This is a genomic window from Streptococcus cristatus (assembly GCF_019685515.1).
Classification (GTDB): Bacteria; Bacillota; Bacilli; order Lactobacillales; family Streptococcaceae; genus Streptococcus.
In genome coordinates, this window is the sequence record NZ_JABFFN010000001.1 from 21,385 (window position 1) to 35,424 (window position 14,040).

Genomic DNA, 14,040 nt, shown 5'->3' on the forward strand with positions numbered 1-14,040 from the left:
AATCTATTATATCAAAAATTTAGACAATATGTTTAAAAAAAGGAGGAAATATGTTTAAAGAATGGAAAGCAATTTTTAAAAAACCGACATTCATTATTGTAATGATAGGGATTTCTCTTATTCCAGCTTTATACAATATCATATTTTTATCGTCAATGTGGGATCCATATGGTCAAGTATCGGAGTTACCTGTAGCAGTTGTTAATAATGACAAGGAAGCTTCTTATAATGGAAATACAATGGCTATAGGAAAAGACATGGTGTCTAATTTAAAAGAAAATAAGACTTTAGATTTTCATTTTGTCAATGAAGAAGAGGGGAAAAAGGGGCTAGATGATGGCGAATACTATATGGTAGTGACTTTACCAAGTGATCTATCTGAAAAAGCTACTTCGATCCTAACAAATCACCCTGAACAGATGCAAATTAATTATCAAACTTCAAGTGGTCGTAGCTTTATTGCAAGTAAGATGAGTGATTCTGCAATGACACAATTAAAACAAACCGTCTCTACGAATGTAACTGAAACATATACCAAGGCACTATTTCAAAAAATGAGTGACTTGAAGTCTGGTATAAATAAAGCAGCTGATGGAAGTGAACAACTGGCTGATGGGACTAATCAGTTAGCAAAAGGAAGTCAAACATTGACGACAAATCTCAATACTCTAGCTAACTCAAGTGTAACTTTTTCAAATGGAGCTAATCAATTTACAAAAGGATTGTCTGCCTATGTATCTGCCATAGAGCAATTACATCTTGGTTTAGGAACTTTTAATAGTGGTTTACAAAGTTATACAAATGCAGTTTCACAAGTTGACACTGGACTTGGTCAATTGGCCTCAAGAACTCCTGAGTTGGTGACAGGTGTAAATCAGCTGAATACAGGTATAAAGACCTATACAGGTGGAGTTTCACAACTCAATTCAGGTCTCAGTCAATTTTCGGTTGGTGTAAATGCTTATACAAGTAGTGTAGAAAAACTTTCTAATGGAACAAGTCAATTATCCAATCAATCAGATACACTAAGAGATGGAATAGAGCAATTAAATACTGGTATTAAAGAAATTTCAAGTCAATTAAAGTCCTCATCTCAACAAAATGAACAAATTACTCAATTGGCAACTAGTCTAGGAGAACTGAATAAAACACTACAAGCTCTTACGGTAGCAGATAATACTCAACTGAAAAAGACATTATCAGAAGCTTTGCCAAATCTAACAACTCTTGCTCAGGATATTGTGACCAAAAGTCAGACAGAACAAGAAAAAACTATTGCTAACCTTCAATCAACAGCTACTTATCAATCTCTCACAGAGGAACAGAAGAAAGAACTGACAGAAGCTATTTCTAAAAATTCTAATTCTACTATTGAGTCAGCAAAAACAATTTTAACGACAGTAGGAGGATTGAAAGAAAGTATAGAGAATTCAGAACAACAAGTAACTAATCTATCTGATGTACAGACGAAAGCAAATAAACTCTTACCTGCAGCATCTAGCTCCTTGACAACCTTGTCAAGTGGTTTTACAAAGTTGCAAACTACTGTAGACAATCAGTTAGTTCCTGGAAGTCAGTCAATTGAAAAAGGAGTTGTAAAATATACTAAAGAGCTGGATACTATTTCTATAGGTGCTAATCAACTAAATGAAAAGAATGCAAGTTTAACAACTAGTCTAGATCAATTAGTTTCTGGATCAAGTAAGTTGACAGAAAATACATCAACCTTGACAGCTGGAGTAGATGCGTTAGCTGGAAAAGCTCCAGAATTAGTATCAGGTATAGAAAGCTTGTCATCTGGTTCTGCTCAATTGAATAATAAGAGTCCAGAGCTGATAGCAGGTCTTACTAAATTACAATTTGGCTCTGGTCAATTGACAGATAAATCAACACAGTTACTTTCTGCAGCATCTCAACTAGGAAGTGGCGCTATGAAGATTGCAGATGGTGCTGGAAAACTAGCAGATGGTGGAACAAGCTTAACCTCTGGTCTTGAAGATTTACAGACAGGAGTTGGTTCATTAGGACAAGGATTAGGAAATGCTAATAATCAGCTCAAATCAGCATCAACAGAATCTGAAAATGCAGAAACATTATCTAATCCTCTATTTCTCTCAAAAACAGACAATGACCAAGTTCCTGTAAATGGGATTGCCATGGCTCCTTATATGATATCTGTTGCTCTTTTTGTTGCTGCTATATCTACTAATATGATTTTTGCTAAGTTGCCTTCTGGGCGTCATCCAGAGAGCCGCTGGGCTTGGTTGAAGTCTCGCTCTGAAATAAATGGGATTATAGCTGTCTTAGCAGGTGTTTTAGTTTATGGAGGTGTCCATCTTATTGGATTGACTGCGAACCATGAGATGAGGACCTTGATTCTAATTATAATCACAAGTTTAGCTTTCATGTCTATGGTTACAGCTTTAACAACTTGGAATAGCCGTATAGGAGCTTTCTTCTCTCTTATTTTACTTTTATTACAGTTAGCATCAAGTGCAGGGACCTATCCCCTTGCTTTGACAAATGATTTCTTTAAGGGTGTCAATCCTTGGTTACCAATGAGTTACTCTGTATCAGGTTTACGACAAACAATCTCTATGACAGGAAATATTCATCACCAAGTGATTTTCCTTATTATAACACTAGCTTTCTTTACTGCTTTAGGTATGCTAGCTTATCAACCTAAGAAAATGGAAGAAGATTAAAAAGATTGGCCAAGGAATTGGTCAATCTTTTTCTGTCTTAGATAAATTTCGTCTGTGATTATAGATTCCAAAAAGAAGAAGGGCAGTTAGTGAGCAGGCTGCTCCAATAACAAAACCATTAGGGATAAAGGAAAGTGTAATGGTACCTTTTCCCTTTGGAACATCAACCTTCATAAAACCAGTTTGAGCCTGCTTAATTTCAAGTTTTTTTCCATCTTGGTATGCAGACCAACCTTTGTCATAAGGAATAGTGAAGAAAATAGAGGTATCTTGTTTTACTTCATATGTAGCAAAGACTTTATTTTTAGAGGTGGATACTTCTACAGGTTGTTCTTTAATTTTTTGGATTGCTTCAGTAAGAGCCTGAGTATCTAAACGATAGAAGGTTGGAGATTCAAATGACACCTGAGAATTTCCAGGGAAACTAACACTGATATTGAAAGTTTTTTGTTCTTCAGTATAACCCAAATTAAAGAAATTAAATGCATTGTCAGTTGTAAAAGTCTTTTTTTCACCGTTGACAATGATGTCAACTTTCTTTTGCTTATCGTTTGTAAAATGAAGATTTGAAAAAGAGAGATAGACTTGGCTATTTTGAGGAACCTCAATTTGATAATCAATTCGGGCATCTTCATTCGTAGAACCTGTGATACTTGTTAAACCTTCAGAATTATCTGTTTTATCATATGCTATTTGGGAGAAGTAATCTAAGTTGAGATTAGCAAGCTGGTTTATAAATAAAGCCTGATTATCCAGAGTGTGATTGTTAAAGTTTACATCTGTGTAAATAGATTGAGTAGCAAAGGCAATGGGTAAAGAGAGTTGATTTTTATATAAGGTTAAATGATCCTTTTGATAAATCTCTTGAAAGCCATACTTATCAAGTGAAGTTTCAGAAATATTGTACTGGATTCCAAATAAACTGTCTGCTAAAAGACTGTTATTTGCATAACGGAGATTAAGGTTGGTTCCAGAGGATTTGAATCCCAGTTTATCCAAACTAGTGCTAGCTGAACGATTTCGTACAGACGAAAATTGAGAGATTCCATTGTAGCTAAATTTCATACTGTCATTCCCAGTCTGAATTTGCAGTTTTTCAGTACGTGTAAATGGATTGTCAATTTGGTTTAGAATGGATTCCATAGCAGTGATATCTCTATTATAGGCGCTACGAGAAGCAAAGGCCCATTCTTTAGCTATTCCTTCCATTTGAGATGAAGCATTTAAGCTTATCTCAACTGTTATAAATAAAGACAAAAGAATTGTAAATAGATTTATAGAGATAAATTTTCTAATGACTGCAAGAAGTAAAAGAGCATAAACTAGTAGAAATTCAAGAGTGAGTAGGATATTCAAATCAGTTAAAAAAGAATAGTGTGATTTAAAATAGACAGTGGCCAAAAATTCTGTTAGTACAAGAAAAAGTGAGACAAATAGATTCCAGAGCTTCAGTTCTTTCAGACGATTTAAGACTTCTGCTGCAGTATAAATTAACAGAGTGGAAAAAATCCAAGCATAGCGATGCAAAAACATATTTGGGGTGTGCATCCCTTGCCAAAATAAATCAAGTGCTTCTATGTAAAAGCTTGTTATTAAAAAAGTGAAAAAAATTGCATAGGTAAGTTTCACGTGAAACCTAATGGATTTTATTGTGAAAAATAGAATGGTCAAAATAAAAGGAAGCAATCCAACAAAAATCATTGGTATAGATCCATACTTAGTTGTATCAAAAGATCCAATGAATTGTTTTGCGAAAATATCCAGATACCAGCTACTATCTGTTTTTAATTTTGTGATGGCAGTTAACTTCTCCCCATGAGTTTGTAAATCAAACAGTGTAGGAAGAGTCATAATCAAACTAGCCATTCCTGCTAAAAAGGAGGTAACAACAAAATCAAGAAAAGATGATTTTCGAATTTTAAAGTCCCAAGAAATTTGGCAAAGATACCAGAAAATAAGAAACAATGCTGTCATATAGCCAAAATAATAGTTTTGAATAAACAAGATTGACAGACTTGTAAAGTATAGCAGACGCTTCTTTTCAGTTATAAGTATGTGTAAGCCAGTTATGATTAATGGAATCAAGATAAAAGCATCTAGCCAAGTTTTTATCTCTAACTGACTGACGGTAAAGCTCATCAGAGCATAGGAAGTTGATAAGGACAGTTTTAGAGGTTTTGGAATAGCTTCGAAGATCCTATTTAGACTAAAGAAGGTTGACAGTCCAATCAAGCTAAACTTTAAAAGTGTTGTCAGATATACAGCATCTGGCATATTTGACAGATTAAAAAAGTAAACTAGAGGTGAAAGAAAGCTACCCAAGTAATAACTAGATAGAGCATAGAAATTCAGTCCGAGGCCACTTGTAAAGGTGTAAAACAAACTGTCATTTCCATGTAAAATATTTCGTAAAGCTACATCAAAAATAACGTATTGATGGAAACCGTCTCCTAATAGTGGAGATGTATCGCTATTCCAGTAGATACCCTGAGATAGATATACTCCTAACATAATTACTAAAGGAATAATGAAAGAGACAAAATAGGTCCAATATGTTTTAAAAAATGATTTCATGTTACCTCGTAGAATGATAGAAAACTCAGTTGATTAATCCAACTGAGTTTTGAAGTTATATTTAGTCTTTCCAAAGTTCGTTAACTTTTGCTTGTACTTCTGCATTTTCTAAGAATTCATCATAGGTTTCATCAATACGATCGATGACGCCATTCTTAGATAAAACAATGATATGGTTTGCCAAAGTTTGAATGAACTCGTGGTCATGACTGGCAAAGATAATGGATTCTTTAAAGTTTTTCAATCCATCGTTCAAGCTTGAGATAGATTCCAAGTCCAAGTGATTTGTTGGGTCATCGAGTACAAGGACATTTGATTTCAAGAGCATGAGTTTTGAGAGCATGACACGTACTTTTTCTCCCCCTGACAAGACGTTTACAGGTTTGTTAACCTCATCACCAGAAAAGAGCATACGACCAAGGAAACCACGTAGGAAAGTATTGTCATCTTCTTCTTTACTTGCAAATTGACGCAACCAGTCAAGGATTGACTCGCTCCCTGCAAAATCAGCCGAGTTGTCTTTTGGCAAGTAAGAACGGCTAGTAGTAACTCCCCACTTGACAGTTCCTTCATAGTCAATGTCACCCATGATTGCACGAATTAATGCAGTCGTTTGGATGTCATTTTGTCCAATAAGAGCTGTCTTATCACCTGGACGCAAGATGAAACTAATATTGTCCAGGATAGTTTCACCATCAATCTTTACAGTTAGATTTTCTACTGTCAAGAGATCATTACCAATTTCACGCTCTGCTTTAAAGTTGATAAATGGATATTTACGACTGGATGGCACAATTTCTTCTAGTTCAATCTTGTCAAGCATTTTTTTACGAGATGTTGCCTGTCTTGATTTAGAAGCGTTGGCAGAGAATCGAGCAACGAATTCTTGCAATTGCTTAATTTTTTCTTCTGCCTTGGCATTACGATCTGCTAGCAATTTAGCAGCAAGCTCAGAAGATTCCTTCCAGAAGTCGTAGTTTCCGACATAGAGTTTGATTTTTCCAAAGTCAAGGTCGGCCATGTGGGTACATACTTTGTTTAAGAAGTGACGGTCATGGGATACAACGATGACCGTGTTATCAAAGTCAATCAAGAAATCTTCTAGCCATGTAATTGATTGGATATCCAAACCGTTGGTTGGTTCGTCCAAGAGAAGAACATCTGGTTTACCAAAGAGTGCTTTGGCAAGGAGAACTTTTACCTTTTCACCATTGGCCAATTCGCTCATGTTTTGATAGTGCAATTCTTCTGGAATATTAAGATTTTGAAGTAGTTGAGATGCTTCACTCTCTGCCTCCCAACCTCCAAGTTCGGCAAATTCACCTTCGAGTTCAGCAGCACGGACACCATCTTCATCGGAGAAATCTTCCTTCATGTAGATAGCATCTTTTTCCTTCATAATGCTATAAAGTTTTTCATTTCCCATGATAACGACATCAATTGCACGTTCATCTTCATAGTCAAAGTGATTTTGACGGAGGACAGAAAGACGTTCGTCTGGACCAAGAGAGATGTGACCAGTTGTAGGTTCGATATCACCAGCTAAAATTTTTAAAAAGGTTGATTTTCCGGCACCATTAGCACCGATTAATCCATAAGTATTTCCTTCTGTAAATTTGATATTGACATCATCAAAAAGTTTGCGATCACTAAAACGTAGTGAAACATCAGATACTGTAAGCAATGTTTTTCTCCTATATGTGTAATATATTTATTCTACTAGAAAAGAGAGAAATATTCAAATTTTTCTTTGTCAATTTTATGTCAACTAAGTTTACAGTTGCATTTACAGCGAATCGGTTCTTTGATTTAAATAATTTTCTGTTATTTTAACAAAAAAATGCTATAATTGAAGAGACTATTTCGAAGGAGAAAAAAATGACGAAACCCATTATTTTAACAGGAGATCGTCCAACAGGAAAATTGCATATTGGACATTATGTTGGAAGTCTCAAAAATAGAGTATTACTGCAGGAAGAAGACAAGTATGAGATGTTTGTTTTTTTGGCGGACCAACAAGCCTTGACAGATCACGCCAAAGATCCTCAAACAATTGTAGAGTCTATTGGGAATGTTGCCTTGGATTATCTAGCAGTTGGATTGGATCCAAGCAAATCAACTATCTTTATTCAAAGCCAGATTCCAGAGTTGGCTGAACTATCTATGTACTATATGAATCTAGTTTCATTAGCTCGTTTGGAGCGCAATCCTACGGTGAAAACAGAGATTGCTCAGAAAGGGTTTGGAGAAAGTATTCCGACAGGATTTTTGGTTTATCCAATTGCACAAGCAGCAGATATTACTGCCTTCAAGGCTAATTATGTTCCTGTAGGGACAGATCAGAAACCAATGATTGAACAAACTCGTGAGATTGTTCGTTCCTTTAATAATGCATATAACTGTGATGTCTTAGTGGAGCCAGAAGGGATATATCCAGAAAATGAGAGAGCAGGACGCTTGCCTGGTCTAGATGGAAATGCTAAAATGTCTAAATCCCTTAATAATGGTATTTATCTAGCAGATGATGCGGATACTTTACGTAAAAAAGTCATGAGTATGTATACTGATCCGGATCATATTCGAGTGGAGGATCCAGGTAAGATTGAAGGAAACATGGTTTTCCATTATCTAGATGTGTTTGGTCGTCCAGAAGATGCTCAAGAAATTGCGGATATGAAAGAGCATTATCAACGTGGTGGTCTTGGTGATGTGAAGACGAAACGTTATCTACTTGAAATATTAGAACGTGAACTTGGTCCTATTCGTGAGCGCCGTATCGAATTTGCTAAGGATATGGGTGAAGTGCACAATATGCTTCAAAAAGGTAGTGAAAAAGCTCGTGAGGTTGCAGGGCAAACTCTATCTGAAGTTAAGGGAGCAATGGGACTAAATTATTTTAAATAATAGATAAAATATGAATCGTAAAACTATCTCTTCCATAGAATAACAGGGATAGTTTTTTATGTTTTCTGCTATAAATATAATTGACAAATTTCCATAGAATGGTATGATAGATACAATACAAAAAGAGTCAAGCTCAAAAAGAAAGAAAAGAGGAAACTTCAATGTCTAATTGGGACACTAAATTTTTGAAAAAAGGTTTTACCTTTGATGATGTATTACTCATTCCAGCAGAAAGTCATGTGTTGCCTAATGATGCAGATTTAACAACAAAATTGGCAGATAATCTGACTTTAAATATCCCAATTATAACAGCCGCCATGGATACAGTCACAGAGAGTCAAATGGCTATTGCCATTGCTCGTGCAGGTGGTCTTGGAGTAATCCATAAAAATATGTCTATTGCGCAACAGGCAGATGAAGTTCGCAAGGTAAAACGTTCTGAAAATGGTGTCATTATAGATCCATTCTTTTTGACTCCAGAACACACTATTGCTGAAGCAGATGAACTAATGGGCCGTTACCGTATCAGTGGTGTCCCAGTAGTTGAAACACTTGAAAATCGAAAATTGGTTGGTATTCTAACAAACCGAGATCTTCGTTTTATTTCAGATTACAATCAACCAATCTCAAACCATATGACCAGTGAAAATCTTGTCACTGCTCCAGTTGGAACAGATCTTGCAACAGCTGAAAATATTCTTCAAGAACACCGTATTGAAAAACTTCCTTTGGTTGACGAGGAAGGCCGTCTTTCTGGCTTGATTACTATCAAAGATATTGAAAAAGTTATTGAGTTTCCAAATGCTGCTAAAGATGAGTTTGGTCGTCTCTTAGTTGCAGGTGCAGTAGGTGTTACTTCAGATACATTTGAACGTGCAGAGGCTCTCTTTGAAGCAGGAGCTGACGCAATTGTTATTGATACTGCACATGGTCACTCTGCTGGGGTTCTACGTAAAATTGCTGAAATTCGTGCTCATTTCCCAGATCGTACTTTGATTGCAGGTAATATTGCAACTGCAGAAGGAGCGCGTGCTCTTTACGAAGCAGGTGTAGATGTTGTCAAAGTTGGAATTGGACCAGGTTCTATCTGTACCACTCGTGTGATTGCAGGTGTTGGTGTACCACAAGTTACAGCAATCTATGATGCAGCAGCAGTTGCGCGTGAATATGGCAAAACAATCATCGCTGATGGTGGAATCAAGTATTCTGGAGATATTGTAAAAGCCCTTGCTGCAGGTGGAAATGCAGTTATGCTTGGCTCAATGTTTGCTGGAACAGATGAAGCGCCAGGTGAAACGGAAATCTTCCAAGGACGTAAGTTCAAAACTTACCGTGGTATGGGATCAATCGCTGCAATGAGGAAAGGTTCAAGTGACCGTTACTTCCAAGGTTCTGTTAATGAAGCAAACAAGCTCGTTCCAGAAGGAATTGAAGGTCGTGTTGCTTATAAAGGTGCTGTAGCTGATATCGTTTTCCAAATGATTGGTGGTATTCGCTCTGGTATGGGTTACTGTGGTGCAGCTAACCTTAAAGAACTACACGATAATGCCCAATTTATTGAAATGTCTGGGGCTGGTCTAAAAGAAAGCCATCCTCATGATGTACAAATCACTAATGAGGCGCCAAACTACTCCATGTAAGTAGTAAAAAAGAACTCCTGATTTTCAGGAGCTCTTTTTGTTTACAGTGTTGTCAATGTTGATTTACAGAAATTTTACCATTTTGAATATTGAAAATACTAAGGTTTTCTGGTAAATTTTGTAAGTGGTCTAAACTTGTTGTTGTGATAAAGGTTTGGATAGATTGAGAAATGGTTTCTAGTAATTTTAGTTGCCGCGTATTGTCAAGTTCGCTCATAACATCATCAAGCAGTAGTATCGGAGACTCATTGGTAATACTTTCCATTAGCTCAATCTCTGCTAGTTTGATAGAAAGTACAAGACTACGATGTTGACCTTGGCTTCCAAAACTAGCATCCATACCATTGATATAGAAAGCAATGTCATCTCGATGAGGGCCAACTCCAGTATTCTTTTTAAATAAGTCTCTGGATCTGCTTTTCTCTAAAGCCATTTTAAAAGAGTTCGTTAGCTGCTCTTCATCAGTGAAGTTGACAGACGATTGATAAGATATTGACAACTCTTCTAATTTATTTGATATTTCTAAGTGTTTTGTTTGACCAAATTTCTCTAAGTCTTTAATGAATTTTATCCGATGCTTTATAACGCGACAACCATACTCTACTAACTGATCATCTAAGACTGACAGAAATGTTTCATCAATCTTCTGGCTGGATTTTAGGTAGGTATTTCTTTGTTTGAGTATATGGTTATAGTTTGATAAGTCTGACAAGTAGATTGGTTTAATTTGTCCCAGTTCAATGTCTATAAACTTTCGACGAACGGAGGGGGCTCCTTTAATTAACTGGAGATCCTCAGGTGCGAAGAGAACCACATTCATATGTCCGATGTAGTCTGAGAGACGAGCTTGTTTTAAGTGATTGACTTTAGTTACACGCCCTTTTGGTGTTAAATCAATTTCTAAAGGGATAGAGCCTGTTTTTTTCTGTAGCAAGCCAGAAAGATGGAGTTGTTCTTCATCAAAATGAATGAGATTTTTATCTGTCCGAGTCCGATGACTACGTGTTAAGGCCAAGAAATAGATTGCTTCTAGAATGTTGGTCTTTCCTTGTGCATTTTGGCCTAAAAAGACATTTAGTTTTGGATTGAAATCAATTTTCGTCTCTTTGTAGTTGCGAAAGGTTTTTATTGTTAAATGTTGGAGCCACATGATTATCTTCCTGGAAAACGTGGAGCTTGTTTGGTTTTAGGGGATAAAGCAGTTTTTTGTTTTTCTTTCTTAACACCCTTATTCATCTCTTTGACAAGTTTAGCAATCCGCTCTTTTTCAATCTTATCTGCTTGGTATTCTTCTTGCTCTTTTAAACTTGGTTGTGTCAAGGTGATGTCAATCTTTAAATCAGGGATGTCAATTACATCTCCTATACGGATTTTTTTCCCACGTCTAGTTTCTAATTCACCATTAAAGGAAACTTGATGTTCCATCAAAAAAGATTTAATAGCACCACCGCTTTGTATAATTCCAAGCTCTTTTAGGAGGGCTTGGAGCGTAATAAATTCTTCAAATAATTTGTATTCCATAATTCACCTCAATCTAAGGTATTATACCATATTTCTTAGAATTAAGTGAGCGAAATCACTGAAAATGAAAACGATTTTTATTTTAAAAGCGGTAAAGAGAATAAGAAATATTTTCCTTTTCGTGATATAATAGAACTCTATATGTAAGGAGGTAAGGTATGGAGTTAGTGCCTGGAATTTCAGCACATTTTGTTCAATCCAAAAAGTTTAAAACAAATAAAATCACTATTCGTTTTACTGCTCCCTTATCTCTTGAGACGATAGCAGGACGCATGTTAAGTGCAAGTATGTTGGAGACGGCAAATCAAGTTTACCCAACATCACAAGTATTTCGCAGATACTTGGCAAGTTTATATGGAACTGATATTTCCACAAGTGCTTATCGTAGAGGACAGGCGCATGTTCTTGACTTAACATTTACCTATGTGCAGGATGATTTTTTAAGTAAAAAGAATGTCTTGACTTCTCGAATTTTGGAATTGGTCAAACAGACTTTATTTGCTCCCTTAGTTCAAGATGGTGCTTTTGAGCCAGTCTTATTTGAAATTGAAAGAAAACAGTCATTGGCTAGTTTAGCTACTGATATGGATGACTCATTTTATTTTGCTCATAAGGAGTTGGATAACTTGTTCTTCCATGATGAGCGTCTTCAATTGAGATACAATGATTTACGAAATAGCATTTCAAATGAGTCTCCAAAAAGTAGCTACACTTGCTTTCAAGATGCTCTGAAAAATGATCGAATTGATTTCTTTTTCTTAGGTGATTTTAATGAAGTAGAAATTACAGAATCGCTGAAATCATTGCCCTTCACAGCTAGAAAGGGCGATGTTACTATCAAGTACCATCAGTCTTATTCGAATGTTCTACAAGAAGGAATGGTTCAGAGAAATGTTGGGCAATCTATTTTGGAAATGGGCTATCATTCTCCTGTAAAATATGGCGATGATGAGCATTTGCCCATGCTTGTCATGAATGGTCTGTTGGGTGAATTTGCACATTCGAAACTCTTTGCAAATGTTCGTGAAAATGCTGGAATAGCCTATACAGTCTCTAGTCAATTGGATTTGTTTAGTGGTCTGTTAAGGATGTATGCGGGTATTGATAGAGAAAATCGAAATCGGGCTAGAAAAATGATGAATCATCAATTGCTAGATCTGAAAAAGGGCAACTTTACAGATTTTGAACTTGAACAAACCAAGGAGATGATTCGACGATCTTTGTTGATGGCTCAAGATAATCAACAGACCCTGGTTGAAAGAGCCTATTTGAATGCTCTATTGGGGAAATCAAGCTTTGATATGGATCGATTGGTGGCAAAATTAGAGAGTGTTGATAAAGAAGCTGTATGTAAAGCTGCCAACAGTTTGAAGTTACAGGCGATTTACTTTATGGAAGGAGTAGAATGACAAAGGCTATTTTTGAAGAAAAATACTATCCTGCTGTAAAGGAAACAGTCTACAAAACACAATTGTCAAATGGATTGACAGTTTCTTTACTCCCTAAACAAGATTTCAATGAGGTTTATGGGATTGTAATGGTTCAATTTGGTTCCGTAGATGCAACTTATACAAGTTTAGACAAAGGTTTACGTCATCATCCAGCAGGAATTGCACATTTTCTTGAACATAAATTGTTTGAAAGAGAAAATTCTGAGGATATGATGGCAGCTTTTACTCGATTAGGTGCGGACAGTAATGCCTTTACAAGCTTTACTAAGACCAGCTATCTTTTTTCAACAATTGACCATCTATTAGAGAATTTAGATTTGCTAATTGAGTTAGTCGGAGATGTTCATTTTACAGAAGAGTCTGTTTTGAGAGAACAGGATATTATCCAGCAAGAACGAGAAATGTATCAAGACGATCCAGACTCACGCTTGTTTTTTGCAACATTAGCCAACCTTTATCCTGATACTCCTTTAGCAACAGATATTGTTGGAAGTGAAAAATCAATTTCTGAGATTCAAGTTTCAAATTTAAAAGAGAACTTTACAGAGTTTTACAAACCTGTCAATATGTCATTGTTTTTGGTTGGAAATATTGATGTAAAAGTTGTAGAGGAATACTTTTCGAAAAAGGAAAAGAAGACTTTAGAACAGTTTACAGTTACAAAAGAGAAACTACCTTTGCAGCCTGTGAAGCAAACAGATAGTCTTCGGATGGAAGTTTCTTCACCCAAACTTGCTGTTGCGATTAGAGGAACTGGTCAAATAACGGAAGAGGAGTCTTATCGTTACAATATTTTATTGAAATTGCTATTTACGATGATGTTTGGCTGGACCTCAGATCGTTTTCAAAAGTTATATGAGACTGGGAAGTTAGATGCGTCATTGTCACTTGAGGTTGAAGTCAACAGTCGCTTTCATTTTGTGATATTGACAATGGATACCAAAGAGCCTGTTTCTCTGTCGCACCAATTTCGGAAAGCGATTCGTCAGTTTAGTAGTGATGCAGATATTACTGAGGAGCATCTCGATCTTGTTAAGAGTGAGATGTTTGGAGAATTTTTCAGTAGTATGAACTCCTTGGAATTTATTGCAACTCAATACGATCCTATGGATCGCGGAGAAACAATTTTTGATTTTCCGAAAATTTTACAGGAAATTACTTTGGAGGATGTTCTAGAAGCTGGACATCGTTTGATTGATAATGGTGATCTAGTTGATTTTACAATCTTTCCAGCTTAAAAGATGA

Annotated in this window: 9 protein-coding genes; 5 read left to right on the forward strand and 4 right to left on the reverse strand. The window is 36.1% G+C overall.

The window, feature by feature from the left end:
* Nucleotides 1-50 precede the first annotated feature (50 nt).
* Nucleotides 51-2,705: a YhgE/Pip domain-containing protein gene (locus FOA33_RS00125; RefSeq protein ID WP_221160249.1), complete on the forward strand. Its 2,655-nt coding sequence runs from the start codon at nt 51-53 to the stop codon at nt 2,703-2,705.
* Nucleotides 2,706-2,726: 21 nt separating this feature from the next.
* Here the strand turns inward: FOA33_RS00125 and FOA33_RS00130 are convergent, their stop codons facing one another.
* Together FOA33_RS00130 and FOA33_RS00135 are read right to left on the reverse strand one after the other, a co-directional pair.
* Nucleotides 2,727-5,279 (reverse strand): YfhO family protein, encoded by a 2,553-nt coding sequence (locus FOA33_RS00130; RefSeq protein WP_221160250.1) that lies wholly within the window; start codon nt 5,277-5,279, stop codon nt 2,727-2,729.
* A gap of 61 nt (nt 5,280-5,340) precedes the next feature.
* Nucleotides 5,341-6,963 carry an ATP-binding cassette domain-containing protein gene (locus FOA33_RS00135; RefSeq protein ID WP_221160251.1) on the reverse strand — a complete coding sequence of 541 codons (1,623 nt, stop codon included), beginning with the start codon at nt 6,961-6,963 and terminating at the stop codon, nt 5,341-5,343.
* Between the two features lie 194 nt (nt 6,964-7,157).
* Here FOA33_RS00135 and trpS point away from each other — a divergent pair, with 194 nt between their 5' ends.
* Together trpS and guaB are read left to right on the forward strand one after the other, a co-directional pair.
* Nucleotides 7,158-8,183, forward strand: a complete 1,026-nt coding sequence (gene trpS / locus FOA33_RS00140; protein ID WP_000165468.1) for a tryptophan--tRNA ligase — start codon at nt 7,158-7,160, stop codon at nt 8,181-8,183.
* 161 nt (nt 8,184-8,344) lie between these two features.
* Nucleotides 8,345-9,823, forward strand: a complete 1,479-nt coding sequence (gene guaB / locus FOA33_RS00145; protein ID WP_221160252.1) for an IMP dehydrogenase — start codon at nt 8,345-8,347, stop codon at nt 9,821-9,823.
* A gap of 52 nt (nt 9,824-9,875) precedes the next feature.
* Here guaB and recF read toward each other — a convergent pair whose 3' ends face one another.
* Both recF and yaaA read right to left on the reverse strand, forming a co-directional pair.
* The gene (recF, locus tag FOA33_RS00150; protein WP_221160253.1) at nt 9,876-10,973 is read right to left on the reverse strand and encodes a DNA replication/repair protein RecF; all 1,098 of its coding nucleotides are present in this window, start codon (nt 10,971-10,973) and stop codon (nt 9,876-9,878) included.
* Nucleotides 10,974-10,975: 2 nt separating this feature from the next.
* Complete coding sequence (gene yaaA, locus FOA33_RS00155) at nt 10,976-11,344, reverse strand: S4 domain-containing protein YaaA (RefSeq protein ID WP_000455881.1); 369 nt, start codon at nt 11,342-11,344, stop codon at nt 10,976-10,978.
* A 158-nt stretch (nt 11,345-11,502) separates the two neighbouring features.
* Here yaaA and yfmF point away from each other — a divergent pair, with 158 nt between their 5' ends.
* Nucleotides 11,503-12,753, forward strand: a complete 1,251-nt coding sequence (yfmF, locus tag FOA33_RS00160) for an EF-P 5-aminopentanol modification-associated protein YfmF (protein WP_221160254.1) — start codon at nt 11,503-11,505, stop codon at nt 12,751-12,753.
* Entirely contained in the window at nt 12,750-14,033 is a 1,284-nt protein-coding gene (yfmH, locus tag FOA33_RS00165) for an EF-P 5-aminopentanol modification-associated protein YfmH (protein WP_221160255.1), read from the forward strand. The genes yfmF and yfmH overlap by 4 nt, the downstream gene beginning before the upstream one ends.
* Nucleotides 14,034-14,040: the final 7 nt, after the last annotated feature.

What these genes read in the sequence shown, in the direction of transcription:
- yfmF (WP_221160254.1), top strand. Translation starts at nt 11,503, where the DNA reads ATGGAGTTAGTGCCTGGAATTTCAGCACATTTTGTTCAATCCAAAAAG.
- FOA33_RS00130 (WP_221160250.1), bottom strand. Translation starts at nt 5,279, where the DNA reads ATGAAATCATTTTTTAAAACATATTGGACCTATTTTGTCTCTTTCATT.
- trpS (WP_000165468.1), top strand. Translation starts at nt 7,158, where the DNA reads ATGACGAAACCCATTATTTTAACAGGAGATCGTCCAACAGGAAAATTG.
- yfmH (WP_221160255.1), top strand. Translation starts at nt 12,750, where the DNA reads ATGACAAAGGCTATTTTTGAAGAAAAATACTATCCTGCTGTAAAGGAA.
- guaB (WP_221160252.1), top strand. Translation starts at nt 8,345, where the DNA reads ATGTCTAATTGGGACACTAAATTTTTGAAAAAAGGTTTTACCTTTGAT.
- recF (WP_221160253.1), bottom strand. Translation starts at nt 10,973, where the DNA reads ATGTGGCTCCAACATTTAACAATAAAAACCTTTCGCAACTACAAAGAG.
- FOA33_RS00125 (WP_221160249.1), top strand. Translation starts at nt 51, where the DNA reads ATGTTTAAAGAATGGAAAGCAATTTTTAAAAAACCGACATTCATTATT.
- yaaA (WP_000455881.1), bottom strand. Translation starts at nt 11,344, where the DNA reads ATGGAATACAAATTATTTGAAGAATTTATTACGCTCCAAGCCCTCCTA.